This is a genomic window from Halopiger djelfimassiliensis (assembly GCF_000455365.1).
Lineage (GTDB): Archaea > Halobacteriota > Halobacteria > Halobacteriales > Natrialbaceae > Halopiger_B > Halopiger_B djelfimassiliensis.
Genome location: NZ_HG315686.1, coordinates 612,455 through 636,672, shown reverse-complemented (window position 1 = coordinate 636,672; position 24,218 = coordinate 612,455). Strand labels below are relative to the sequence as shown.

Sequence of the window (24,218 nt, the reverse complement as noted above, 5' to 3'; positions counted from 1 at the left end):
TCCGCTCGAGAACGACACCTGTCTCGAAACGGCTTGCAAGACCGGCTGTGCTGTCGACACAGGGCTGGAGCTGTCGCGCCTTCGAAGCCACGACCACGAACGAACGCTTGCTCTCTCGTCGGACGTTCGGCCGAACGACGGTGCCTCCTTGCCGTACTCGATTACCCCGGATTGGTAATATGATACTATTGTTATGGGAAAGGGTCGGGTGAGTTCGAACACCGGTTTGCGTTCTTGTATGAAGTGTCTGAAATGTACGCGAGTGCTCGAACCCTTCTATCAGGGAAGAGTGCAGAGAGAGCGTCATGATCGGGCCGCTCATATGGTCTTTAAAATGATACGATCGGAAAATCTGCCATAAGAGTATTAGAAGCGCTACCGCAATCTGCACAGGAACGTCCGGTATGGTGGATGTTCTGCGAAACTAATATGTTTGCACGAGATACCGACGACGATCGCGGTCAAGTGGGGATCGGCACGCTCATCGTGTTCATCGCGATGGTGCTGGTCGCCGCTATTGCGGCAGGCGTACTGATCAATACGGCTGGCTTCCTCCAGACACAGGCAGAGGCAACCGGCGAAGAGAGCACGGCACAGGTCGCCGATCAAATTCAGGTGGTGTCCGCTATCGGCGAGACGATCGGCGGCAACGACAACGTCAACGCCACCGGTGCCGACGACGACGAAATCTATCGGATCGGAATGACCGTCCAGAAGAGTCCCGGTGCCGACGATATCGACCTCAATCGGACATCGATCCAGTATCTTTCGGACGAAGAAGTCACGCTCCTCCACTCGGAAGTCGATTCGTTTACCGTCGACGGCCTCCCTGCGACGGACGAACTCGAACCGGCGGAAAACGAACAGGACAACGTCTTCTTCACTAGGGAAATCAAAAGTGAGATCGGCGACAGCGAGATACTCACTCAAAAGAGTGATCGGATCGAGATCGTCATTCTCCTCGGGGAGTATCCCGCAGCCGATAACGATTTCATCGTCGACGGAAGCGGTGATCTCCAGCAGCCGGATCTCCTCGGGCAGGGTGACTCGGTCGAACTCACGCTCTCGTTGGCTTCGGGTGGACAGCTCGTTACGGTGCTCAACGCACCGGACATCATTCAGGACGATCCGGCGGTGCGACTCTAACGGCGAGCGAAACGCACCGTCGACTTCCGGATTTGCCGATGACCCGGTTCCACTGGATAGCGGCGACTCGACCGACGGAGCCGCGACTGCTCGAGTCGCCACCGGTTCTCGACCGACCCGTCCGCGAACGAAACTGTCTTTCCCGCTTGCACGTAAGGTGGCGACGATGGCAACGACTGGCGATTCCGCACCAGACTTCACCGCACCGCTTGCAAACGGCGATATCGAATCGTTCACGCTCTCCGAGCGCCTCGAGGACGAGGCACCGATCGTTCTCGCGTTCTTCCCGGGCGCGTTCACGTCGGTCTGTACGAGCGAGATGTGTACGTTCCAGGACCGACTCGCGGCGTTCGAGGACCTCGATGCGACCGTCTACGGCATCAGCCGGGACTCCCCGTTTACGCTCAACGAATTCCGCGCCCAGAACGACCTCGAGTTCGGACTCATCAGCGACCTCAACCGTGAGATCGTCGCCGAGTACGGCCTCGAGATGGATTTCGATGATCTCGGCGTCTACGACGTCGCAAAGCGGTCCGTATTCGTCGTCGACGGCGACGGCGAGATCACCTACGCATGGGTCAGCGACGATCCCGGCGTCGAACCCGACTACGACGAGGTCGAGGACGCCGTCGACGCAGCCGCCTGAACCGGGCCGTTCGAACGGCTGCCGTCGCAGCCCTTTTTTAGCCCGCCCCCGACGTTCCAGTATGAGCGATTCTGCCGGCGACGAACGCGGCTATCGCGTCTACTCCCCCGACGAGACCCATGCATTTCCCGATGAGAAACTGAACGCCGTCCTCGAGTTTATCGAGGACGACGAGGAGATCCAGACGTATCTCGAGGCCCAGAACGTCAACGCGGTCGACCGGATGCGCTACAACGATCACGGCACCAAACACATCGAAATCGTTCGCAACCGGGCGCTCTGTCTGTACGACCTGCTGAAGGCGAGCAACGTCGATTTCAACGGCGCGCGCGAACAGGGACTCGCCGAGGAGGACGAGTCGGTCATCATCGCGCTCGCGGCGACCCTGCATGACATCGGACACGTCGTCCACCGTGACGAGCACGTTTATTACTCGATCCCGCTTGCCGCCGACGTTCTCGACCGACTTCTCCCCGAGTTCTACGATCTCGCCGAGACGGTCCGGATGAAAGGCGAGATCCTGCACGCGATCCTTTGTCATCACACGGCCGAAACGCCGCTGACGACTGAAGCCGGCATCATCCGCGTCGCCGACGCCCTCGATATGGAAAGCGGGCGCTCGCGGATTCCCTACGAGCACGGCGGCCGCGGGATCAACACCCTCTCGAGTCAGGCGATCAGTCGCGTCTCCTTACACGAGGGCGAGACGGCCCCCGTGATGGTCGAAATCGCGATGACCAACGCCGCCGGCGTCTATCAGGTCGACAATCTGCTCAAGGCGAAACTCCGAAACTCGGGACTCGAGGACGAGATCAGAATCGTCGCGGTCAACACGAACGAGAACCACGAGCAGTTGGTCGAACGGATCGAACTCTGAAGATCGGTTTTTCAGCGGCGCGGAGGGTTCAAGCGAGGGCGAAACCGGTATCCGTTCGTTCGAGGTGCCCACGCTCCCGAAGCGTGCCCGCAATCGAGAGGACGGTTCCCTTCGATAACTCGAGGGCCGTACAGATGTCGTCGGCGGACGCGCCCTGTCGGATGGAGAGATAGAGGTACACCAGTTTCGCCTGTGCCGACTCGATGTCGCTCGGGATCGATACTGCGGTGCGTGCCTGCCCGTCGGTATCCATACCCGATCATCAGTTATTCGACGATATTAAAACTGAGTGTCGTCAGATGTCGAAAATCAGCCGTGGGCAGCGGGTTTCGGTGTCGGTTTCGCGTTGCGTTCGGGAGCGGGCGACCTCGGAGCCAGTGTGCTTTTGCCGTCGCCGCTCCGCTCATCGGTATGAATCTCGAACTCGTCGTGCTCGGTTTGCTGACCGGAGCACTCACCGGTGTGTTCTTTGCGTTGTTCGAAGTCCCGATTCCGGCCCCGCCGGAGTTACCCGGCCTCATGGGGATCGTCGGGATCTATCTCGGGTACAAACTGGTTCGTGCCGCGGACCGCAGCGTTGACGTTCTCGATGCGCTCGGGTTCTGACCGATCGACGGCTGCCGTGACGACAACCGTCGAACCATCCCGTCAGGGGGCCGCGTTCAGTTCGGCCGCGAACTCCCGGGCCCGTTCCCGGATCGCTTCGGCGTCCGCGACGAGGATCTCACCGTCGCGCATCAACACCTCGCCGTCGACCATCGTAAACCGGACGTCGTCGCCGTGGGCGGCGAACACGAGGTGTGATAGAACGTCGTGCAGCGGCGTTGCGCGTGTCAGGTCCGTCTCGAGGCCGATGATGTCGGCTTTCCATCCCTCGCGGAGTTTTCCGACGCGGTCGAACCCGGCGGCCTTCGCCCCGTTTCTCGTCGCCATTTCGAACACCGTCGGGGCCGGCAGCGCCTGTGGCTCGAGGTGGTCGACCTTCTGGAGGAGCGTAGCCTGTCGCATCTCCGTGAACGGGTCCAGCGTGTTGTTACACGGCGGCCCGTCGTTACCCAGCGCGACGTTGATCCCGCGGTCGAGATAGTCGAGCACGGGGGCGACGCCGCTTGCCAGTTTCATGTTCGAAGACGGACAATACGTCACGTTGGTGCCGGTTTCCGCGAGTACCTCCCGCTCGCTCTCGTCGGTCCAGACGCAGTGGGCAAGCACGACGTCCTCGCCCGTCAATCCGACCTCGTCGAGCCAGTGGATGTTCCGGCGGCCGGTTTCGTCCTCTACGGTTGCGATTTCGCCCTGATTCTCGCTCGCGTGGGTGTGGATCATCACGCCGTCGTAGTCGTCGGCGAGTTCCCGCGTCCCGCGCAGACAGGCCTCGGTACAGCTTACCGCGAACCGGGGCGTCACGGCATACCGGATCCGACCGTCGTCGAGACCGTGATAGCGACGGATGAGACGCTCGCTCTCTGCAAGCGCCGCCTCGGTATCCTCGAGCAGTCCCGGCGGTGCCTCCTTGTCCATCAGGACCTTTCCGAATCGGCCGCGGATGCCGAGATCACGGGCCGCCTCGAACGCCGCATCGGCGTGGGCGACCGAGAGATGATCGATGCAGGTCGTCGTTCCGCTCTCGATCAACTCGAGATAGCCGAGTTCGGCCGCGGTACGCATCCCGTCTCGCGACAGCGACGCCTCCATCGGCAACACGTACTCGTAGAGCCAGTCGAGTAACTCGGTGTCGTCGGCGATGCCCCGACCCAGGCTCTGGACGGAGTGAACGTGGCCACCGACCGTTCCCGGCGCGAGCACGTCGTAGGATTCGCGTTCGTGGTCCGGATACTGCTCGAGACACGTCGTCCGGTCCCCGACGGCGACGATCCGATCGTCTTCGACGACGACCGCACCGTCGTCAAGCACGGTTGCAGCGTCAGCGACGACCGTCCCCGACAATAACATACCGACCCACGATAGCGCGTCGTCGCCCTTAGCTTTGCTGATGCGACGGCGTCGCTACCGTTGTCGAAGCGACCCGAAAATCGATAGTCGCGTCAGTAGCTGCGCTCTTTGGGCTCGTAGGTCTTCTCTTCGCCCTCGAGGATCACCGGACGGTAGAAGATCTCGGGATTGCCGCCGTTCCAGGAGATGAGCGTGTGTTTGAGCCAGTTTTCGTCGTCGCGAACCTGGTTCTCCTGTCGCCAGTGGGCACCCCGGAACTCGTTGCGGACCAGGGCACCGAGCGCGATCGTCTCGGCGACGTCGATCAGGTTCCGCGTCTCGATCGTCTGCTGGAGGTCGGTGTTGAACGTCCGCGACGGATCGTCGACGTAGACGTTCTGGTACTCCTCGCGACACTCTCGGATGGTCCTGAGCGCCTTCTTGACGCCTTCCGCAGTGCGGAAGACGTTGACGTGATCGGTCATCGCCTGCTGGAGCTTCGAGCGGATCTCGGCGTGCTGGACGCCGCTGTCGCGGTCCATCAGGCGATCGACGCGTTCGCGCTCGCGCTCGACCGCGCGCTCGAGCAGCCCCTCCGCATCGGCGGTGACGCCGCCGTCCGCGGCGACGCCGGTATCCGCCAGCCCGGCGCTACCGGGTTGGACCGGAAGCTCGGTGTCGGTTTCGTCCTCGACATCGTCGCCGTAGCCGGTCCGGATCTCGGCCTCGCCGAGATCTTCGCCGGCGGCGTGGCGGCCGGCACGTTTGCCGAAAACGATCAGTTCCGGCAGCGCGTTGCCGCCCAGCCGGTTGCCGCCGTGGACGGAGACGCAAGCACACTCGCCGGCCGCGTAGAGGCCGTTGATACAGGTCTGGCCGTTCTCGTCGGTCTCGATCCCGCCCATCGCGTAGTGCTGGCCGGGTTTGACCGGCATCGGTTCGACGAGACCGTCGACGCCCTCGAAGTCCTCCGCGAGGTGCAGGATGTTCTCGAGGCGGTCCATGATGCGCTCCTCGCCGAGATGGCGCATGTCGAGGTGGACGTACTCGTCGTCGATTCCGCGTCCCTCTGCGACTTCGGTGAGTTCGGCCCGGGCGACGACGTCGCGGGAGGCGAGTTCGCCGGAGTTGTTCGCGTAGCCGTACTCGAACATGAACCGCTCGCCCTCGCTGTTGTAGAGGATGCCGCCCTCGCCGCGGACGCCCTCGGAGATGAGTACCCCTGTCGACGGCAGCGAGGTCGGGTGGAACTGGATGAACTCCATATCCTCGAGCGGCGCGCCCGCACGGTAGGCCATCGCGTGGCCGTCGCCGGTACAGGAGACGGCGTTGGTGGTGTGGTCGAAGGCCTGTCCGGGACCGCCGGTCGCCAGTACGACGCCGTTGTTCGCCTTGAACCCTTCAATCTGGCCGGACTGGACGTCGTAGGCGACGACGCCGTGACAGTCGCGTTCGTTGGGGTCGTCCTCGTCGGTCGTCGCGAGGTTCATTACGTACCATTCGTCGTAGACCTGAATGCCTCGCTTGACGACCTGCTCGTACATCGTATGCAGCAGGTGATGGCCGGTCTCAGCCCCGGCGTAGGTGGTTCGCGGATAGGAGAGGCCGCCGAACGGCCGCTGGGAGACCCGTCCGTCCTCCTCGCGGGAGAACGGCATCCCCCAGTGCTCGAGTCGCATCGTGTCCTCGGGAGCGTCCTGTGCGAGGGTTTCGACGGCCGGGGCGTCGCCCAGGTAGTCCGACCCCTTCATGGTGTCGTAGGCGTGGAGTTCCCAGTCGTCGCCCTCCTGAAGGGCGGCGTTGATGCCACCTTCGGCAGCACCGGTGTGACTGCGGACCGGGTGGAGTTTCGAGACGATAGCCGTGTCGGCTCCCGCCTCGTGCGCTGCGATCGCGGCACGGAGGCCGGCGCCGCCAGCGCCGACCACGATGACGTCGTGTTCGTACATGTTACCAGAACTTCAGGTTCTTCTTGACTGCTTCCCGCTTGAGTTCCTGAATGTGCTCGGTCAGCGGGATATCCTTCGGACACACCTCGGTACAGGAAAACTGGGTCTGGCACCGCCAGACGCCGTGTTCCTGTTCGAGGATGCGCAGGCGATGCTCCTTGATCTCCTCGCTCTCGCGGTCGTCCATGGCGAACTTGTAGGCCTTGTTGATCGCCGCGGGACCGAGGTACTCGTTGTCGCCGGCCGCGATGTTACACGAGGACATGCAGGCACCACACCAGATACACCGCGAGGACATCTTGATCTTCTCGCGGTTCTCGGGGCTCTGGCGCTGCTCCTCCAGATCGGCCGCGTCGGGCGTGTCCTCGTCCTGGAAGTACGGCTCGACGGTGTGCATCTGGTCGTAGAAGTGGTCCATGTCGACGACCAGGTCCTTCACGACCTCCTGATGTGGCAGCGGCTCGATGCGGATCGGCTGCTCGAGGTCCGAGATCTGGGTCTTGCAGCCGAGTCGCTGCTTGCCGTTGACGAAGAAGGCGTCGGAGCCACAGACGGCCTGTCGGCAGGAGTGTCGGAAGGTAAGCGAGGAGTCGAACTCATCGCGGGCGTACATGACCGCGTCGAGGACGGTCATCCCCTTCTCGAAGGGGACGTGGAAGTCGTCGAAGCGGGGCTCCTGTTTGCCTTCGACTTCGGGGTCGTAGCGGAACACCTTGATGTGGACCGTCTCCCCCTCGAGTTCGGATTCGTCGACCGTTTCTTTCTCGGCAAGCCCCTGTTCTTTCTCCTTGAGTCGCCGGTCCTGTGGCGACTCGGCCCCCTTCATCTCGGGGTCTTTCGGTGCCTCCTGGCTCTCGGGTTCTTGCTGTTGAGTGCTCATATTAGATCATCCCTGCCATGACGAGCGCAACGTAGGTTCCCTGCGCGATGAGTGCCCCACCTGCAATCGTTAGGACCGCGAGCATGACTTTCTTGGGGGTGCCCTCGAGACCCTGGTTGACCAGAGCGTTGTAAACGCCGTTGACGCCGTGGAAGGTACCGGCGACGAGGAACAACACCATCGTCAGGAAGTAGCCGATGTTCGCCATCCGGTCCTGCGTGCCGGTGAACGTGACGTCGGCGGCGTGAGTGACGAAGTGCAACTGGAAGAAGTGAAACGCGAGAACGACGACGAGAAACGCCGCCGTGATCCGCTGGAGGAGCCATCCGGTCCCGCCCGGGGTAAACGAGGAGTACCGTTCCGCCATCAGAAGCCCACCCCCGTCAGGAAGGTCGGGACGCTGGCGACGGTGATCGCGCCCGTCAGGATCAGCGACGCGTAGAAGCTCTTGTCCTGTGCCTCTAGCCCGACGCCGAGGTCGACCATCAGCAAGCGGATCCCGTTGAGAATGTGGAAGACGGCCACCGCGAGCAGGCCGACCTCGAGCACCCGAACGATAAAGAGGCTCTCGAGTCCCTGAATCGTGCCTGTGTATACGTTGACCTGTTCGCCGGCGAACATCATCGTATCGCCCCGTGCGGCACCGATAGCGCTGCTCAGCACGGCGATGTGGGTAAACAGGTAGCCGATCAGCATCCACCCGGTGAACTTGTGGAAGATCCACGCCCACATGCCGGCCGAGAACTCCTTCCAGCGCCCGAAGTCCTCGACGAGGCCGCGATTGTAAGACTGGCTCATACGCTCATGTGGACCGTTAGACCGCGGGGGTATAGAAGTTACTTTTATCGCTCCGTGGATCGGGTCACGAACCCGTCTTCGGCGAATGTTTACTCGTCCCCGCCACAATCTCCGAACCGGTTCGGGGGCGTTTATATAGATTATGTGTCAGATGGGTCGACGAGGGTGGGGCGGTCGTCCCTCGAGCGACGACCCGGCCACCGATCGGCGACCGTCCGACACTCGAGTGGAGCCGGGCCTCAGCCGCTGTGACGAAGCTCCGATCGGGAACGTTCGGTCCTGCGCTCGCGCTCGAGGGCCGTTCGGGTGTCCGACGTGAGACCGACGAGGTGACACAGCGGGTTGCCCGGGTAGACTACCGGGTTCTCGAGGACGCCGACGATGAGTCCGGTAAACGGGGCCTCGACGGTGACGATGTCGTCTTCCTCCTTGAAGGGGTTCGTGATCGTACAGATCACGTCGCCCTCCTCGACGAGGGCTCCGCGGCCGCGTTTCATGTCGACGATTCCGCCGGCGTCGGCCCGGAGCCACGTTTTCTCGTCGTCGTCGTGGATAACGGTGCGCCAGCCGGGCCAGTGGACCGACGACTCCCGGTGCAGGCCGAATTCGGCGAGCACGCTCGCGACGCCGGTCAGTGCGCGGTCGATCAGTCGTCGCTGGAACCGGTGAGCCTCGCCCATTTCGACGGTGATCGTGGGGACGCCGGCCTCGGTCGCCTCCCGTCGGAGGGTCCCGGACGGCCCTTCCCCGGCGATGATGACGTTCGAACTGAACGCGTTGGCGAGTCTGGCGACGGTCGGATCGTCCGTGTTGGCCCGGACATGAAGCATGTTCGTTCGGCCACGCGTCGACGTATGGAAGTCGATCCCGACGTCACAGGGTTCGATGAAGTTCGTGAAGATTCGGTACGCCATCCGTCGGGCGCTCGTCGATCCCTCCCGGCCGGGAAACGACCGGTTCAGATCCCGATCGTATATCGGCAGGTACCGTTCCTGTGCGAGAAAGCCGGGGACGTTCATCACGGGGAGACAGACCAGCGTTCCGTGAAGCTCCGTGTGATCCCAGTCGTGGGCGACCTCGCGCACGACCTCGATCCCGTTGAGTTCGTCGCCGTGTGCCGCCGCCGAGAGAAAGACCGTCGGTCCCGGGGACGCCCCGTTGATAATCGTGACGGGGATCCTGACCGGATCGCCGAGATACGTCTCGCTGATCCCGTACCGGATGTTGGCCGATTCGCCGGGATCGACGCGGCCGCCGTCGTACGTAAACGCCTCGTCGATGGCGTCGGCTGTCGCCATCTCGTCCGGGTTGTCGCCGGTCGCGGCGTCGTCGCTCATATCGGTTTCACCCCCGGAAGCAATGTGAATCTTCCCCTCCCCGACGGTCTCGTGAACGGTTGCGTGCCAGCTTTTCGGAACCTCGCTCCAGACCGATGGTGGAGACGGCGTCTCCCCGTGGGCATACGTTTTGTACGATGCCGTGGTAGCGCCGGCCATGGAGATTCGCGAGGCCACCGAGTCAGACGTCGACGCGATCCGTTCGATCGCCCAGCAGTCGCTCAGTTCGACGTACACGGACTTCCTCGGGGAGGACACCATCGACGATGCGATCGAACAATGGTACGGGGAGTCGTTTACCGACGAACTCGAGGCCGATCACGCGCTCGTCCTCGTCGTCGAACGCGACGGCGAAGTCGTCGGGTTCTCGCAGAACGATCTGATCGGCCAGCGCTACGGCACCGGTCGGATTCTCTGGCTGCATATCGAGCCCGACACCCGCGGCGACGGGACGGGCGTCAGACTGCTCATCCGGACCCGCGAAAAACTCCTCGACGAGGGGGCCGATCGGATTCAGGGATTTGTTCTCGCGGACAACGAGGGGGGCAACGAGTTCTACCGAAACCACGGCTTCGAACAGGCCGGCCAGCGTGAGGTCGAGATCGGCGACGAGACGTTCACCGAGAACGTCTACGTCGAGGGCGAGATCGGCGACGAGGGCTGGGGTGCGGTCGACGAACTCGAGGTCGAGGGGGAAACCGTCTACGTGAGCTACGGGGAGGCCGCACGCGGCTCCCGGTCACCCTTCTACGCCGCCTACGAGGACGAGGAGCGAGCGGAGCTGTACGCCTGGTTCTGTGGCCACTGTGACTCGCTCGACAACGCCATGGACGCGATGGGTCGGATCGAGTGTAACGTCTGTGGAAACCGCCGGAAGGCGACCCGGTGGGACGCCTCGTACCTCTAGTCCCGTCTCGAGGCCAAAGCAGTTCGGACGGTCGGCGGAGGACGACCCGGTATTGTATTTGTTGCCATGTGTCTATACGCCGTCCGTGGGCAGTAGATCGACGTGCTGAACCCACACTGTACAGCGACATTTCAGCCGCGGTATGCCGGCGTTACAGCTGTTGGCACCGCATTACAATGGCTCGATTTCGTTTTGCGAGGAGTGAGTCGAGCCGTCGCCGTTCGCTCCGACGGCGCGAACAGTCACCGACCATGAGCTCACAGGATCACATCGTTCGCGGGTTCAAAGCGACGCTCGTCGCTCGAGCCGTTTACATGGGTTCGAGCGCCGTTTTGATGTTCGTGCTTGCGCGGTATCTCCTCGATCCCGACGGGTACGGTGCGCTGTACTGGGCGATCGGTGTTCTGTCCGTCGTCCAGCTTGTCGCCGATCTCGGCCTGGGAAAGTCCGCCGCGCGATACATCTCCGAGTACGGCGAGGCGGAGCCGGGACAGATCCCGCACCTGCTCCGGTCGACGATCGCCTACAAGCTCTGTGTGGTCGGCTCCGTCGCAGCCGTGTTGTTGCTCTTTCACGCGGAGATCGCGGCCCTTCTCCGCGAGCCGAGTGCAGCACCGTTTCTCGCGGCGGGGGTCATCTACATCGTGGCCAACTCGTTCAACGGCTTCACCCAGATCGCCTTTCAGGGATTCAACGAACTCGGATACAGCGCCGCGATTCAGGCCATCGGCGGCGTCTGTCGGCTCGTGTTCGCCGTGGCGTTCGTTCTCGTCGGGTTCGGCGCGCTCGGAGCGCTTTTCGGCTACATCGTCGGATACACGATCGCCGCCGCGGTCGGGGTAACGATCCTCTACGAACGCTTCTACCGGGAGTACGAACCGGCCGACCGGTACGAGGAGGGGCTCTCGCGTCGGCTGCTCGAGTACAGCGTTCCGCTGACGGCGACCCGGAGCGCGAACGTGCTGGACAAACGGATCGATACCGTCCTCGTCGGCGTCTTTCTCACGCCGACGGCGGTCGCCTTCTACACGCTCGCAAAGCAGATATCCGATTTCGTGCTCGCCCCGGCCGAAGCGCTCGGCTTTACGATCTCGCCCAACTTCGGGGAACACCGGGCCGCCGATCGGCTCGAGCGGGCGCGCCGGATCTACGAGACGTCGCTGACCCAGACGATGGTGCTGTACGTTCCGGCGGCGGTCGGGCTGGCCATCGTCGCGGAGCCGTTCGTCACGATGATCTTCGGCGGCGACTACGCCGGGGCGATCCCCGTGTTACAGGTCTTTGCGGGGTTTATCGTGTTACAGGCGATCACGAACCTGACCAGCGACAGCCTCGACTACCTCGGGCGCGCTCGAGACCGCGCCGTCGCGAAGGGGGCGATGGCCGTCGCGAACTTCCTGTTGAACCTCGTGCTCATCCCGACGATCGGCGTCGTCGGCGCTGCGATCGCGACCGTCGCGACCCACTCGGTGTACGTGACCGTAAACCTCTATATCGTCCATCAGGAGCTGTCGCTCCATCTCGATCGGCTCGCCCGTTCGATGGGGATCGTCTGTGCAATTACCGGCGTGATGGCCGTCGCCGTCCTGCTCGTGACGCCGCTGGTCTCGAGCGTGGTGATGCTGTTCGGTGCAATCGGCCTCGGTGCGATCACCTGGGCGACGCTCGCCGTCGCGAGCGGGCTCGTCGATCCGCGGGAGGTTCGGTCGGCGATCACGTAGGGACGTGACGGCGGCGGTCGCCGTTGCTCGATCCCGGAAGCTTGAGTGCGATTGACTGGCAATACTTATCCCTCGCGTCGCCGTGTGGCTAGGGTATGGATTCCGTCACCGTCGGGGTGTTGAGTCTTCACACGAGCAAGGAAACGAAAGCGATACTCAACGCCGTCGAAGCGCTCGGACACGAGACCGCGTGGCTCCGGACCGAAAACACCGCGATCAGCGTTACCGACGGAAGCGTCGTCCTCGAGCCGGAAGTGGACGTGATCGCGAACCGGCTGTTGCTGTCGAACACCGAACACCCCGCCGAGGAGCTCGGACTCGCGAACACGTTCGCGCAGCTGGTGCCGATGCTCAACGAACCCGGGTCGGTGTTGACGGCGGTTCACAAGCTCTCGACGGCGACGACGCTTGCGGCCAACGACGTTCGGACGCCGGACGTCACGCTGGCGCTCAACAGCGACCAGCTAAACGCCGCTCGCAGCCGCTACGGCGAGGAAGCCGTCTACAAGACGGCGATCGGAACTCACGGCGGCGGGACGTGGAAGGTCGGCCCCGACGACCCCGTGAACCCGAAGGTCGGAAACCGGTACGCGTTCCTGCAGGAACTGATCGACCGCGACGATGCTCGCCACCGTGACGTGCGGGTCTACGTCGTCGACGGCGAGATCATCGCCGCGATGTACCGCTACGCGCCGGATAACGACTGGCGGACCAACGTCGCGCTCGGCGGCAGCGTCGAGGACGCGACCGCAGACCTTCCCGAACGGGCCCGCGAGATGGCCCGACGGGCGGCCGACGCCGTCGGCCTCGACTACGCCGGCGTCGATCTGGTCGAGGGCGACGAAGGCTGGTTCGTCCTCGAGGTGAACCCGACCGCGGGATTCAAGGGCCTCTACGAAGCTACCCGCGTCAGCCCCGCACCGTACATCGCGCGACTCGCGATCGAACGCGCAGGCGGCGAGGTCGACGACGAACGCGTCCGGGACCTCGCGACGGTCCTCGACGATTCACGGCCGACGGCACAACCGGTCACGACGGCGGAACCGGACGCGGAACCGGCCGTGATCGGCTACACCGAGGAGGTCGTCCTCTCGGGAACCAGCGGGTCGAAGTCGGTGCTGGCGAAGTCCGACACCGGCGCGACGCGAACGAGTATCGATACCGCGCTCGCGGCCGACATCGGGGCCGGACCGATCAAGTCCATCACGCGTATCAGGTCCGGAAGCAGCAAGACCGCAAAGAGCCGTCCCGTCGTCGACGTCGTCGTCGGCGTCGGCGGTAACCAACATACCGTTACCGCAAGCGTCGAGGACCGCAGTCACATGGACTATCCGGTGTTGCTCGGACGGGACATCCTCGAGAACTACCGCGTCGACGTCAGCCGTCGGATCGACCGGGACACGGGCGATACGCCGGAAGAAGAGTGACTCCGTCGAACCGTTCCTGCGGCGGCGAAAAGCTAACTTTATTGTCCAGTTTATCGAACATAATCCCATGTCGAAGGTCCTCGCATCGACGCTCTCCGAGAAGCCAGTCATGAAATCGGACGGGACGAAACTCGGGACCGTCCACAACGTGACGATGAACCTCGAGACGGGCGCGCTCGAAACGGTGTACGTCTCGCCGCCCGCCGACGCCTCACACGGCATCGAAACGACGGACGACGGCCTGATCCCGGTTTCTGCCCGGTACATCAGCGGACTCGACGACTACCTGATCGTCGAACGGGCCGGAGCCGAGTGAGGCGGCTGGCGATCGGTTCTTGCGGTCCCGTCGAGCGATAACAGGGCATCGTCCTTTCCGGACCGATTTGTGACGATCGGAGTATCGGACGGCGTATCCTCCTGAAACGAGTTCGAAGCGACGAGCATCCGACGGCCTCTGAACGATGGGTCTGTCGGTCGCGTCGTGATCAGGGACGGATCGAAGCGTGGGGCCGTAGAGACAGCACGCCGTTATCACTGACAAAAATTCACCAATTCGAAAGATTGCTTTCTATGTAGCGAAGTTTCCTAACCCGATTAGACAATCTTAATAGGGAAAAGTAACAATAGGGCTGATGATGAACCGAACTACCCACGACTGGTGGCCGAACAAGTTGAACTTGGACATTCTCGACGAGAACGCCCGCGACGTCGGGCCTCACGACGAAGACTTCGATTACGCCGAGGAGTTTCAGGAACTCGACCTCGAAGAAGTGAAAGCGGACCTCAAGGACCTGATGACGTCGTCGCAGGACTGGTGGCCGGCAGACTACGGCCACTACGGTCCGTTGTTCATTCGGATGGCCTGGCACAGCGCCGGTACGTACCGCACTACCGACGGCCGCGGCGGCGCGTCCGGCGGGAGACAGCGCCTTGCCCCCCTCAACAGCTGGCCCGACAACGTAAACCTCGACAAGGCACGCCGGCTGCTGGAGCCGGTCAAACAGAAGTACGGCCAGAAGCTCTCGTGGGCCGACCTGATCGTCCTTGCCGGGAACGTCGCCCTCGAGTCGATGGGCATGCAGACGCTTGGCTGGGCCGGCGGCCGTGAGGACGATTTCAAGCCCGACGAGGCCGTCGACTGGGGTCCGGAAGACGAGTGGGAAGCTCCACAGGACGACCGGTTCGACGAGGACGACGAACTCAAGGACCCGCTTGGCAACACCGTGATGGGGCTCATCTACGTGGACCCCGAGGGACCGAACGGCGATCCCGACCCGATGAAGTCGGCAAAGCGGATCCGCCAGGCGTTCGGCCGCATGGCGATGGACGAAGAGGAAACGGCCGCGCTCATCGCGGGCGGACACACGTTCGGGAAAGCCCACGGTGCCTCCGATGAGGACATCGGTCCCGAGCCCGAGGCGGCACCGATCGAGGATCAGGGGCTCGGCTGGACCGACTCCCGCAAAGGCTCCGACACGACCACCAGCGGCATCGAGGGCGCGTGGAACGCATGGCCGACGATGTGGGACACCTCTTATCTCGACAACCTGCTCGACTACGAGTGGGAACTGACCGAGAGCCCCGCCGGCGCAAAGCAGTGGGAGCCGGTCGAAGAGGAGGCACACGGCACCGTCCCGGACGCCCACGATCCGTCGGAAAAGCACGCCCCGATGATGATGACGACGGACGTCGCCCTCAAGCGGGATCCGGAGTTCCGGGAGATCATCGAGAACTTCCGGGAGAACCCCGACGAGTTCCTCGACGCCTTCGCGCGGGCGTGGTACAAGCTGATCCACCGCGATATGGGCCCGCCGGAGCGGTTCCTCGGCCCGGACGTGCCCGAGGAGACGTTCATCTGGCAGGACCCCCTTCCCGACGCCGACTACGAACTGATCGGAGCGGAGGAAGCCGCCGAGCTCAAAGCGGAGATCCTCGAGTCGGACCTCGCGGTCTCCCAGCTGGTCAAAACCGCCTGGGCGTCGGCGTCGACCTTCCGCAAGAGCGACAAACGCGGCGGCGCGAACGGCGCTCGCATCCGGCTCGAGCCACAGCGCAGCTGGGAGGTCAACGAGCCGGCAGCGCTGGAAACCGTCCTCGAGACCTACGAAGCCATTCAGGAGGACTTCAACGGTTCGCGGTCCGACGACGTGCGCGTCTCGCTTGCGGACCTGATCGTGCTGGGCGGTAACGCGGCCGTCGAGAAGGCGGCAGCCGACGCCGGGTACGACGTCGACGTCCCGTTCGAGCCCGGACGGACCGACGCCGCCTCGGAACAGACCGACGTCGAGTCGTTCGAAGCGCTCAAACCGGAGGTCGACGGGTTCCGTAACTACTTCGGCGGCGACTACGACCGACCGGCCGAGGAGCTGCTGGTCGACAGGGCGGACCTGCTCGACCTGACGGCATCCGAGATGACGGTGCTGGTCGGCGGTATGCGCGCGCTGGGCGCGACCTATCAGGACACCGACCTCGGCGTCTTCACCGACGAACCGGAGACGCTGACGAACGACTTCTTCGTGAACCTGCTCGATATGGACTACGAGTGGGAAGCGGCCTCGGACGCGGACGAACTGTACGAGATTCGCGACCGCGAAACGGGCGACCTCGAGTGGGAGGCCAGCCGCGTGGATCTCGTCTTCGGTTCGAACTCCCGGCTCCGGGCCATCTCGAACGTCTATGCGGGCGAGGAAGAGAAGTTCGTACAGGACTTCGTGGACGCGTGGCACAAGGTCATGACCAACGATCGCTTCGATCTCCAGTAAGCGGAACGCCTCCGGGCCGGAGTCGCGTCCGACCCACGCGGTGGGAGGTACGCGACGCGGCTGCCGCCCGGTAAGCGCACCCAGATATCCCGGTCTCGTCGCGGTCGTTTCTCGAGAGATCGGGACCGTTCACTGCCGTTTCAGGCCCTCGTTGTGGCCGTTCGACTACTCCGGCTCGTCCGTGTGTTCGATAACCACCGTGTCGTCGGTCACGTCCGTGATGTCCGATGCATCGATCGGATACTCGTCGTCGCCGTGGCCGCCCCAGCCAAGCCGCGCCTTGAGTCGGTCGGCCAATCCGGGTTCGGGATCGACGTAGGCGGTCTGGGCTTCGACCTCCGTGACGATGCCGAGTTGCTGGCCGGACTGGTCGACGACGGCTTTCCCCTGTTCGTCTCTGGAGAGTTCGACCGTACCGGCGTCGACGGTCGGCGTCTCTGGTTCTGCCCCGGTGTCGGTCGGTTCGGCGCGGGTGCCGGTCTCGCCCGTCGTTTCGATGGAGCCGTACTCCTCGACGTCGATGATCTCCCCCTCGATGACGTCGGTCCCGATCACCGACGACTCCAGCAGTTCGGTGTCCTCGAGCGTAAACCGCATTCGCGTCCGTTCCGAAACCTCCTCCTCGAGCGTACGCCGTTCGAGCAGTTCGGTTCGGACGGTGTCGCCTTCGGTTCGCTGGCTCCGGATGACGTCCTCGGCGAGGACGTCGTCCGCCGTCACGTCCGACTCGACGACGTCGCTTTCGAGGATCGATCGCTGGACGGTTTCGAGGTCGAGGTCCGTCTCGATCTTCTCGCGTTCGATCTCGTCGTGTTGCTCGATGTCGACGTCGACCACCCGACTTTCGATGGTGTAGCGTTCGATCTCCTCGATCGTCTCGAGGCGGGTTTCGTCGGTCGTGACCGTGATGACGTCCTCGGCGACGAACTCCGTATCGACGATGGTGCGCTCGAGCAGTTCCGAATCCGCGACGGTCCGCTCGACGACGTCGCTGTCGACGACTTCGCTCTCGATCGTATCCCGTTCGACGATCTCGCGTTCGACGACCTGTGTTTCGACGATTTCCGTCGTGACCGTTTCACCCTCCCGCAGCGACGCCTCGAGTTCGTCGCGACCGAGCGCCGCCCGATCGAACGCCTCCTCGCGTTCGAGGATATCGAACGATCCCAGCCCGCGATCGGTCGGTTCCGCGTCGTGGTAGACGAACACGAGATCCCGGTTCGTGAACGTCTCGGCGAACTCGTCCCATGACAGTTCGTCCTGACCGGGATCGAGTTCGTCCCGCTGGGCGAAGGTATGGCCGTGTCCCTCCCCACCGTGGGTCGAGACGGGGACGGCGTCACGGGCCTCCGCCCACTCCCTGATCCGTTCCGGATCGGTCGTTACTCGCCGCTGCTCGGGATCGTCCGCAGGCGGGTTGTCTGCCATACTAGCGATCGTGGGCGATCCCTACTTGAGTCGGCGGGGCCGTCTCGAGGGCACAGTCTCTCGTTTCTCCGACCGAGCGGACCCGCCTCCGTCGTCGTAACCGGCGGCTACTCGCCGGCGACCCCCGTTCCAGCGGGTCCGTGCGTGCTCAGTATCGGATTACCGCAGCTACAGTCCGGTGTGGACGGCCGCGAACGTCGCTTGGTCCGTCGTGGTCGAGCAACGTGCTTTTGTCCGTTCGGGCCGACGACCCGAGGACGATGGCCGATATCGATCCCGGTCGCGATCCCGACCGCGACGCCGAGTCCGTCCTCCGTGGCGATCCCGTGCTGGCGGCGGTGATGGATCGTCACGAGCTACAGCCGCTCGAGCCGGTGTCTAACGAGTACGAACGGCTCTGTGTCTCGATTATCAATCAGCAGTTGTCGACGGCGAGCGCAACCGCCGTCCGTGACCGCGTTTTCGACGTTCTCGAGGGCGAGATCACGCCCGAGTCCGTGCTCGCCGTCTCCCAGGAGGAACTGCTCGAGGCTGGCCTCTCGCGGACGAAGGTTGACTACATGCGAAACGCCGCTCGCGCGTTTCAGACGCGCGATCTCACGAGGGCCGGGCTCGCCGAGCACTCGAACGACGCGGTGATCGAGGAACTCACTCGCATCAAGGGGGTCGGCGAGTGGACCGCCCACATGTACCTCATGTTCGTCTTACAGCGTCCGGACGTGCTTCCGCTCGGCGATCTCGCGATCCGACGCGGCATCGAGCAACTCTACAACGACGGCGAGGAACTGCCGCGGACGGCGATGCGCGAGATCGCCGAGCCGTGGCGGCCCCACCGCAGCCTCGCGTCGCGGTACATCTGGGCCGAGTACGAGGCCTGACCGGTCGCGCCAGCACTCGAGGCCCGAGTTTTCGGCCGCAGGAACGTAGCCGTCAGCGAATGCAACCGGTCGTCTACCTTGCCGTCGGCGACCGCTGTTATCGGCGCATCACTTCCCGATCTACTCGACAAACCGCCGTGGCTGCTCGGCGTCTCCGTGGGTCGAACGATCGGCCACTCGCTGGCTGCCGAAGTCACGCTGTGGTGGATCGACTGGCGACCCGGGCTGGGTCGATAGCGAAACCCGACGGCAGCGGTCGGGAACCGTCGGCCGTTACTCGTCGGTACGGCCGCCGAGTTCCGCGGGCGTTTCGGGTTCGATGTTGGCGAGTCGCATTGCGTTCCCCGTCACGCCGAGGCTCATTCCCATATCGCCGATGATGACGGCGTGGATCACGGTGACGAGACCGTAGGGGACGCCGACGGCCAGTACGGCCTTGACGGCCAGACTCGCCCAGATGTTCTGACGGATGACGCTGGTTGCCGTCCCCGAGAGTTCGTAGAGGTACGGCAGGCGAGTGAGGTCGTCGCCCATCAGGGCGACGTCGGCAGTTTCGAGGGCCGTGTCGGTGCCCGCCGCACCCATCGCGATCCCGACGCTGGCGGTCGCCAGCGCGGGGGCGTCGTTGATGCCGTCGCCGACCATGGCGACGTTGGCCGTCTCGGACTCCCCGTCCGCGTCGCCGCGGGGTTCGGATCGGCGCTCGTCCGGTCGGGACCCGCGCTCGAGTCGGCGGATCCACTCGAGTTTCTCGTCGGGGAGTAACTCGGCGTGGTACTCGTCGATCCCGACCTCGGCTGCGATCGCCCGGGCGGTCCCCTCGTTGTCGCCGGTGAGCATCACGACGCGGACCCCCTGTTCCTGCAGCCTCGAGACGGCCCACTTCGCCTCGGGTCGGACCCGGTCGGCGACGGCGATTACGCCCAGCGGCCGGTCCTCCGTTCCGACGATCACGACGGTCTTGCCCTCGGACTGGAGGTCCGGGACGACGTCGGCCAGCACGTCGAGACAGCCCTCGCGCTCACACTGGGACCGCGTGTCGTCTCCCAGTTCCGACAGCGCCACGCCGCCGTCGGTCGTCGCATGGACGTGATCGAGGTCCGTGAGGTCGTCGAACAGGTCCGGCTTGCCGACGTAGTGGGTGGTTCCGTCGACGTCGGCACGGACGCCTTTCCCGGTCAGCGCCTCGAAGTTCGAGACGTCGGCGTCGCCGTCGAGGCCGCGTTCCTCGGCGTAGCCGACGATCGCCTGTCCGATCGGGTGTTCGCTCCGTCGCTCGACCGTGCTTGCGCGCCGCAGGACCGCGTCCTCGTCGGCACCCTCGAGCGGGATGACGTCGGTCACCGAGAGATCGCCCTCGGTCAGCGTCCCCGTCTTGTCCACCGCGAGGACGTCGCTCTCGCCGACGGCCTCCAGATGGCGGCCGCCCTTGATCAACACGCCGTTTCGGGCGGCGCTCGTGATCCCGGAGACGACGCTGACCGGCGTCGAGATGACGAACGCGCAGGGACACGCGATAACAAGCAGGGTCAGCCCGCGGAGGAACCACGTGTTCCAGGACGCGCCGACTAGAAGCGGCGGGAGCGTCGCAAGCGCGATCGCGAGCGCCACGACGATCGGCGTGTAGACGCTAGCGAACCGATCGACGAACTGCTCGCGGTTGGTCCGTTCGCGCTCGGCGTCCTCGACCAGCCGGACGATCCGATCGATCGTCGACTCGCCGGCCTCGCTGGTCACTTCGACCTCGAGATACCCCGAGTCGGGGATCGTTCCGGCGTAGACCTCGTCTCCCGCCGTCTTATCCGCGGGGACGCTCTCGCCCGTGATCGGGGATTGATCGACCGCGCTTTCGCCCTCGAGGACGACCCCGTCGGCCGGAATCTTCTCGCCCGGACGGACGACGACGACGTCGCCGACGTCGAGTTCCTCGGCCGGAACCGTTTCCTCGGATCCGTCGTCGCGTTTGACCGTCGCGGTGTCGGGCGAGAGATCCATCAACTCCCGCAGCGAGTCGCGTGCGCGGTCCATCGAGAACCGCTCGAGCAGTTCGGCGACGCTGAACAGGACCGCGAGCATCGCCCCCTCGAACGGATGATGGGCCGCGACGGAGGCGACGATACCGACGCCCATCAGGAAGTCGATATCGAGGCTCCGGTTTCGTGCGGAGTAGTAGCCGTTCCGGAGGATCGGCGCGCCGGCGACGGCCGCGGCGACGATAAACAGCACCGTCGAGAGTTCGTAGCTCCGGCCGACGAGCGAAAACAGGGTCGGATCGACGCCGGAAAGCAGGTACTCGAGGAGGATGCCGACGCTTGCAAGGACCGCGCCGATGCCGGTGGTGACGCCGCGTCGGCTCTTCCAGACCGGCTGGTCGTCGTCCATCGGCTCTCGATCCCCGCTGATCGGCGTCGCGTCGTAGCCGGCCGAGTCGATCGCATCGACGATCGTTTCGGCGTCGGTGTCCCCGTCGACGGTGACGACGACGCGGCCCGACGCCGGCTGCGTCTCGATTTCGCTGACGCCGTCGACGCCCTCGAGTGCGCGTTCGATCTTGTTCGCACACGAGGCACAGTCCATCTCGGGGACCGAAACCGCAAGTTCCGACGCCCCGGACGCGATCTCGTATCCGGCCGCACGAACGCGGTCGCGGATCGCTGCCTCGCTCGTTCGGGTCGGGTCGAACTCGACGACGAGGCGACCGCTCGTGACCCGCGCATCGGTTCCGTCGATCCCCTCGAGCCGTTCGACGCTGTTTGTCACCTTGCCGGCACAGGAGGGACAGTCCATCTCGGGGACCCGTAACTCGAGCGTGCGGCTCGTGTCGGGCGGCGTCTCGCTCGCAGAGGGCTTCGATTCGGTCATTACGTTACAGTAATCGCCCGTGTACCATACGGGTTATTTGGCGTGCGCCAACTCTGGTGTCGGCTCGGACCGAGCGCACGTCCGAAATCAGAGGCCGGCAAGCGCCTCGAGCGACTCCTCTTCGTCGACGAAGGCGGTCGCGAGGCTGGCCTCGGCCCGGCGGAGCCGATAGGAAAGGGTCGAACGCGGAACGTCGAGCAGGTCGGCCAGTTCCGACAGCTCGATCCGCCGCGGCGTCTCGTAGTAGCCGTGTTCGACCGCCGCGTGCAGCGCGTCTCGCTGTTCGTCCGGCAGCGAGTCCACGGGTTCGTGGTGGGTTCGCTCGGGATCGAGCTCCGTCAGCCGGAGCATCTCGATGCCCGTGCATTCGCCGACTTCGTCGCCGAGTGCGTTGAAGAACTCGTGAATCGGCGCGTCGCTCCCGAGCACGATCCGCCAGCGATAGCGCCGCCCCTCCCGGTAGGTCTCGAACAACAGCCCCTCGCCGAGGTACTCGAGTGCGACGTGGGGAACCGAGGTACAGACGTCCGTCCGCTCCCAGTAGGTGTAGACGACGAGCGTCCCGTTGGAGCGATCGAGTACCTGGACCTCACAGTCGGCACCACAGTCGTCTTTCACCAGACAGTCCGCGAAGTAGTCAGCCGTCTCGTAGGCCCGTTCGAGTTCCTCAAGCGCCGCGTCAGGCCCGGTCGCGTGGTCGACCCGCCAGAGGCTATCCGGGGTCACGTGACACGACAGCGAGCGGACCGACGTGTCGGGATAGTCCGCGAGAACGTCCGCGACCGGATTCGTGCCCCGTTCGTACTCGAGGGCGAAAACGAACTCTCTCATTGGCCGTTACTAGGGGAGCGTGCGACAAAGGGTTTCTCAATGGGGACCGTACGTGCCGATAATGGTGCTGGTATTTCCAGCAGTAACACAGTGGTTCCGGGGGCTGTGGTCGTTTTACCGGAGCTATACGAATACCGCGACCCACACGGCCGCGGCGGCGGCGCTGACGATCTTCGGAATCCTCGTGTTCGTCGATCCGTGGTTCGCGGTGATCGCCATCGCCAGCTACGTCGTTCCACCGGTCGTGTTGTACGTCCTCACGGACGAGCCGATTCGCGGCGTCAAGCGGCCCGAATCCGAGGCCGAGGGATCGCCGTCAGCCGATCGGCCCGTCGAATCCACGACGGCAGGAACGAATACGGATCACTCGAGCGACGGCGGGGTCTCGAGGTCGAAAGCGACCGTCGACGTCGGAAACGGCGACACTGATACCGACTCCGACGACGGGGATACCGGTTCCGACAGTGACGACGGTGATACCGATTTCGATGCCACCGGCACCGATACCGACTCCGACAGCGACGGGCGGGGAACGGATACGGACACGGATCGCGACGACGGTGATACTGATAGCGACAGCGACGGATGACTCGGGGCCGGCGCGAGAACGGCCGGGCACGTGCGCGGCGAAACTCTCTTCGAGGCCAGCGAAGCTGGCCCGCGGAGCAAACCTCCGTTCCTTAGAAGCCCTTGCCGAGCAGTTCGCGGGCGATGACGTTCTTCTGGATCTCGGTCGTCCCCTCGTAGATCTGGGTGATCTTCGAGTCGCGGTAGAGCCGCTCGACCGGGAAGTCGTTGACGTAGCCGGAGCCGCCGTGGATCTGGACGGCCTCGTTTGCGGCCTCGACGGCGACGCGGGAGGCGTACTCCTTGGCCATCGAGGCGAGTTTGGTGATGTCGTTGCCCTGATCGACGTTCCAGGCAGCCTTGTAGGTCAGGTTCCGGGCGGCCTCGGTCTGGGTCGCCATGTCGGCGAGTTTGTGCTGGATCGCCTGGAACTCGCTGATCGACTTGCCGAACTGCTCGCGGTCCTCGGCGTACTCGAGGGAGTTGCGAAGCGCGCCCTTCGCGATCCCGACGCCCTGTGCGGCGACGCCGGTTCGGGTCTCGTCGAAGAACTGCATCTGTTGCATGAACGCGGCGTCTTTCGTCCCGATGAGGTTCTCCTCGGGGACGCGGACGTCGTCGAAGATGAGTTCGGCCGTATCGGAGGCGCGGATCCCCATCTTGCCGGTGATCTTCTCGGCGGAGAACCCGTCGCGGTCGGCCTCGACGACGATCTGGCTGAAGCCGTTGTACCGGCCCTCGGCGTCGGGGTTTGTCTTACAGAGCACGACGAAGAAATCGCCGACGCTGCCGTTGGTGATCCACATCTTGTTGCCGTTGATCACCCACTCGTCGCCGTCCTTCTCGGCGCGGGTCGAAACCGAGGAGACGTCAGAGCCGGTGTCGGGTTCGCTGATCGCGGCCCCGGAGATCTTCTCGCCTTTCGCGACGGGCTCGAGGAAGCGTTCTTTCTGGTCTTCGGTGCCGAACGCCTGAATGGCCTCGGTCCCGAACGAACAGGCCATAATCGAGAGCGCGATGCCGGGGTCGTAGGAGAACAGCTCCTCCGCGATGATCGCCGTATCGAGCGTCGAGTACCCTGCACCGCCGTACTCCATCGGGATCGCGGGGCCGACCAGTCCCATCTCGGTTGCCTTGTCGACGACGTCGTGAGGGAACTTCTCTTCGACGTCGTACTCTTCGGCGACCGGAACGATCTCGTTCTCGGCGAACCGCTGGACTTCCTCGCGAATCTGTTGCTGTTCTTCGGAGAGACCGAAATCCATGTGAA

Annotated in this window: 22 protein-coding genes; 11 read left to right on the top strand and 11 right to left on the bottom strand. The window is 64.1% G+C overall.

What is annotated here, in order from left to right; genetic code table 11:
* The first annotated feature begins 429 nt into the window (after positions 1-429).
* The 3 genes from TX80_RS14085 to TX80_RS14075 all read left to right on the top strand — a co-directional run bounded on the left by TX80_RS14085 (position 430) and on the right by TX80_RS14075 (position 2,669).
* On the top strand, positions 430-1,146 hold the full coding sequence (locus TX80_RS14085; protein ID WP_049923757.1) for an archaellin/type IV pilin N-terminal domain-containing protein: 717 nt from the start codon (positions 430-432) through the stop codon (positions 1,144-1,146).
* Between the two features lie 166 nt (positions 1,147-1,312).
* On the top strand, positions 1,313-1,792 hold the full coding sequence (locus TX80_RS14080) for a redoxin domain-containing protein (RefSeq protein ID WP_049923756.1): 480 nt from the start codon (positions 1,313-1,315) through the stop codon (positions 1,790-1,792).
* 61 nt (positions 1,793-1,853) lie between these two features.
* Entirely contained in the window at positions 1,854-2,669 is an 816-nt protein-coding gene (locus TX80_RS14075; RefSeq protein WP_049923755.1) for an HD domain-containing protein, read from the top strand.
* Positions 2,670-2,697: 28 nt separating this feature from the next.
* Here the strand turns inward: TX80_RS14075 and TX80_RS14070 are convergent, their stop codons facing one another.
* On the bottom strand, positions 2,698-2,922 hold the full coding sequence (locus TX80_RS14070) for a MarR family transcriptional regulator (protein ID WP_049923753.1): 225 nt from the start codon (positions 2,920-2,922) through the stop codon (positions 2,698-2,700).
* Positions 2,923-3,080: 158 nt separating this feature from the next.
* Between TX80_RS14070 and TX80_RS14065 the strand changes: the two genes are divergently transcribed.
* Positions 3,081-3,275, top strand: a complete 195-nt coding sequence (locus TX80_RS14065; protein ID WP_049923752.1) for a XapX domain-containing protein — start codon at positions 3,081-3,083, stop codon at positions 3,273-3,275.
* A 42-nt stretch (positions 3,276-3,317) separates the two neighbouring features.
* Here the strand turns inward: TX80_RS14065 and TX80_RS14060 are convergent, their stop codons facing one another.
* The 6 genes from TX80_RS14060 to TX80_RS14035 all read right to left on the bottom strand — a co-directional run bounded on the left by TX80_RS14060 (position 3,318) and on the right by TX80_RS14035 (position 9,565).
* Positions 3,318-4,622: a 5'-deoxyadenosine deaminase gene (locus TX80_RS14060; RefSeq protein ID WP_049923751.1), complete on the bottom strand. Its 1,305-nt coding sequence runs from the start codon at positions 4,620-4,622 to the stop codon at positions 3,318-3,320.
* Between the two features lie 92 nt (positions 4,623-4,714).
* Positions 4,715-6,550: an FAD-binding protein gene (locus tag TX80_RS14055; RefSeq protein WP_049923750.1), complete on the bottom strand. Its 1,836-nt coding sequence runs from the start codon at positions 6,548-6,550 to the stop codon at positions 4,715-4,717.
* 1 nt (position 6,551) lies between these two features.
* A complete protein-coding gene (locus TX80_RS14050; RefSeq protein WP_049923749.1) occupies positions 6,552-7,430 on the bottom strand; it encodes a succinate dehydrogenase/fumarate reductase iron-sulfur subunit in 879 nt (292 codons plus the stop codon).
* A gap of 1 nt (position 7,431) precedes the next feature.
* Positions 7,432-7,797, bottom strand: a complete 366-nt coding sequence (locus tag TX80_RS14045; RefSeq protein WP_049923748.1) for a succinate dehydrogenase — start codon at positions 7,795-7,797, stop codon at positions 7,432-7,434.
* On the bottom strand, positions 7,797-8,228 hold the full coding sequence (sdhC, locus tag TX80_RS14040; protein ID WP_049923747.1) for a succinate dehydrogenase, cytochrome b556 subunit: 432 nt from the start codon (positions 8,226-8,228) through the stop codon (positions 7,797-7,799). Before sdhC ends, TX80_RS14045 begins: the two co-directional genes overlap by 1 nt.
* A gap of 239 nt (positions 8,229-8,467) precedes the next feature.
* Positions 8,468-9,565 carry a succinylglutamate desuccinylase/aspartoacylase family protein gene (locus tag TX80_RS14035; protein ID WP_049924096.1) on the bottom strand — a complete coding sequence of 366 codons (1,098 nt, stop codon included), beginning with the start codon at positions 9,563-9,565 and terminating at the stop codon, positions 8,468-8,470.
* 157 nt (positions 9,566-9,722) lie between these two features.
* Here TX80_RS14035 and TX80_RS14030 point away from each other — a divergent pair, with 157 nt between their 5' ends.
* From TX80_RS14030 to katG, 5 genes are all read left to right on the top strand, one after another.
* Entirely contained in the window at positions 9,723-10,472 is a 750-nt protein-coding gene (locus TX80_RS14030) for a GNAT family N-acetyltransferase (RefSeq protein ID WP_049923746.1), read from the top strand.
* Between the two features lie 251 nt (positions 10,473-10,723).
* Positions 10,724-12,193, top strand: a complete 1,470-nt coding sequence (locus TX80_RS14025) for a flippase (protein ID WP_049923745.1) — start codon at positions 10,724-10,726, stop codon at positions 12,191-12,193.
* A 95-nt stretch (positions 12,194-12,288) separates the two neighbouring features.
* Complete coding sequence (locus TX80_RS14020; RefSeq protein WP_049923744.1) at positions 12,289-13,620, top strand: RimK family alpha-L-glutamate ligase; 1,332 nt, start codon at positions 12,289-12,291, stop codon at positions 13,618-13,620.
* A gap of 67 nt (positions 13,621-13,687) precedes the next feature.
* A complete protein-coding gene (locus tag TX80_RS14015) occupies positions 13,688-13,936 on the top strand; it encodes a PRC-barrel domain-containing protein (RefSeq protein ID WP_049923742.1) in 249 nt (82 codons plus the stop codon).
* A 319-nt stretch (positions 13,937-14,255) separates the two neighbouring features.
* Entirely contained in the window at positions 14,256-16,382 is a 2,127-nt protein-coding gene (gene katG / locus TX80_RS14010; protein ID WP_049924095.1) for a catalase/peroxidase HPI, read from the top strand.
* A gap of 165 nt (positions 16,383-16,547) precedes the next feature.
* On the opposite strand, the gene TX80_RS14005 is transcribed toward katG, so the two are convergent.
* Entirely contained in the window at positions 16,548-17,810 is a 1,263-nt protein-coding gene (locus TX80_RS14005) for a hypothetical protein (protein ID WP_049923741.1), read from the bottom strand.
* 260 nt (positions 17,811-18,070) lie between these two features.
* On the opposite strand from TX80_RS14005, the gene TX80_RS14000 reads away from it, so the two are divergent.
* Complete coding sequence (locus TX80_RS14000) at positions 18,071-18,688, top strand: DNA-3-methyladenine glycosylase family protein (protein ID WP_049923740.1); 618 nt, start codon at positions 18,071-18,073, stop codon at positions 18,686-18,688.
* A 273-nt stretch (positions 18,689-18,961) separates the two neighbouring features.
* Here TX80_RS14000 and TX80_RS13995 read toward each other — a convergent pair whose 3' ends face one another.
* Both TX80_RS13995 and TX80_RS13990 read right to left on the bottom strand, forming a co-directional pair.
* Complete coding sequence (locus TX80_RS13995; protein ID WP_049923739.1) at positions 18,962-21,550, bottom strand: heavy metal translocating P-type ATPase; 2,589 nt, start codon at positions 21,548-21,550, stop codon at positions 18,962-18,964.
* Positions 21,551-21,637: 87 nt separating this feature from the next.
* Positions 21,638-22,381 (bottom strand): helix-turn-helix domain-containing protein, encoded by a 744-nt coding sequence (locus tag TX80_RS13990; protein ID WP_049923738.1) that lies wholly within the window; start codon positions 22,379-22,381, stop codon positions 21,638-21,640.
* 61 nt (positions 22,382-22,442) lie between these two features.
* On the opposite strand from TX80_RS13990, the gene TX80_RS13985 reads away from it, so the two are divergent.
* On the top strand, positions 22,443-22,970 hold the full coding sequence (locus TX80_RS13985) for a hypothetical protein (RefSeq protein ID WP_049923737.1): 528 nt from the start codon (positions 22,443-22,445) through the stop codon (positions 22,968-22,970).
* Between the two features lie 91 nt (positions 22,971-23,061).
* Here the strand turns inward: TX80_RS13985 and TX80_RS13980 are convergent, their stop codons facing one another.
* Positions 23,062-24,213, bottom strand: coding sequence for an acyl-CoA dehydrogenase family protein (locus TX80_RS13980; protein ID WP_049923736.1), 1,152 nt, complete (start codon positions 24,211-24,213; stop codon positions 23,062-23,064).
* Positions 24,214-24,218: the final 5 nt, after the last annotated feature.

What these genes read in the sequence shown, in the direction of transcription:
- TX80_RS14085 (WP_049923757.1), top strand. Translation starts at nt 430, where the DNA reads ATGTTTGCACGAGATACCGACGACGATCGCGGTCAAGTGGGGATCGGC.
- TX80_RS14080 (WP_049923756.1), top strand. Translation starts at nt 1,313, where the DNA reads ATGGCAACGACTGGCGATTCCGCACCAGACTTCACCGCACCGCTTGCA.
- TX80_RS14075 (WP_049923755.1), top strand. Translation starts at nt 1,854, where the DNA reads ATGAGCGATTCTGCCGGCGACGAACGCGGCTATCGCGTCTACTCCCCC.
- TX80_RS14070 (WP_049923753.1), bottom strand. Translation starts at nt 2,922, where the DNA reads ATGGATACCGACGGGCAGGCACGCACCGCAGTATCGATCCCGAGCGAC.
- TX80_RS14065 (WP_049923752.1), top strand. Translation starts at nt 3,081, where the DNA reads ATGAATCTCGAACTCGTCGTGCTCGGTTTGCTGACCGGAGCACTCACC.
- TX80_RS14060 (WP_049923751.1), bottom strand. Translation starts at nt 4,622, where the DNA reads ATGTTATTGTCGGGGACGGTCGTCGCTGACGCTGCAACCGTGCTTGAC.
- TX80_RS14055 (WP_049923750.1), bottom strand. Translation starts at nt 6,550, where the DNA reads ATGTACGAACACGACGTCATCGTGGTCGGCGCTGGCGGCGCCGGCCTC.
- TX80_RS14050 (WP_049923749.1), bottom strand. Translation starts at nt 7,430, where the DNA reads ATGAGCACTCAACAGCAAGAACCCGAGAGCCAGGAGGCACCGAAAGAC.
- TX80_RS14045 (WP_049923748.1), bottom strand. Translation starts at nt 7,797, where the DNA reads ATGGCGGAACGGTACTCCTCGTTTACCCCGGGCGGGACCGGATGGCTC.
- sdhC (WP_049923747.1), bottom strand. Translation starts at nt 8,228, where the DNA reads ATGAGCCAGTCTTACAATCGCGGCCTCGTCGAGGACTTCGGGCGCTGG.
- TX80_RS14035 (WP_049924096.1), bottom strand. Translation starts at nt 9,565, where the DNA reads ATGAGCGACGACGCCGCGACCGGCGACAACCCGGACGAGATGGCGACA.
- TX80_RS14030 (WP_049923746.1), top strand. Translation starts at nt 9,723, where the DNA reads ATGGAGATTCGCGAGGCCACCGAGTCAGACGTCGACGCGATCCGTTCG.
- TX80_RS14025 (WP_049923745.1), top strand. Translation starts at nt 10,724, where the DNA reads ATGAGCTCACAGGATCACATCGTTCGCGGGTTCAAAGCGACGCTCGTC.
- TX80_RS14020 (WP_049923744.1), top strand. Translation starts at nt 12,289, where the DNA reads ATGGATTCCGTCACCGTCGGGGTGTTGAGTCTTCACACGAGCAAGGAA.
- TX80_RS14015 (WP_049923742.1), top strand. Translation starts at nt 13,688, where the DNA reads ATGTCGAAGGTCCTCGCATCGACGCTCTCCGAGAAGCCAGTCATGAAA.
- katG (WP_049924095.1), top strand. Translation starts at nt 14,256, where the DNA reads ATGAACCGAACTACCCACGACTGGTGGCCGAACAAGTTGAACTTGGAC.
- TX80_RS14005 (WP_049923741.1), bottom strand. Translation starts at nt 17,810, where the DNA reads ATGGCAGACAACCCGCCTGCGGACGATCCCGAGCAGCGGCGAGTAACG.
- TX80_RS14000 (WP_049923740.1), top strand. Translation starts at nt 18,071, where the DNA reads ATGGCCGATATCGATCCCGGTCGCGATCCCGACCGCGACGCCGAGTCC.
- TX80_RS13995 (WP_049923739.1), bottom strand. Translation starts at nt 21,550, where the DNA reads ATGACCGAATCGAAGCCCTCTGCGAGCGAGACGCCGCCCGACACGAGC.
- TX80_RS13990 (WP_049923738.1), bottom strand. Translation starts at nt 22,381, where the DNA reads ATGAGAGAGTTCGTTTTCGCCCTCGAGTACGAACGGGGCACGAATCCG.
- TX80_RS13985 (WP_049923737.1), top strand. Translation starts at nt 22,443, where the DNA reads ATGGTGCTGGTATTTCCAGCAGTAACACAGTGGTTCCGGGGGCTGTGG.
- TX80_RS13980 (WP_049923736.1), bottom strand. Translation starts at nt 24,213, where the DNA reads ATGGATTTCGGTCTCTCCGAAGAACAGCAACAGATTCGCGAGGAAGTC.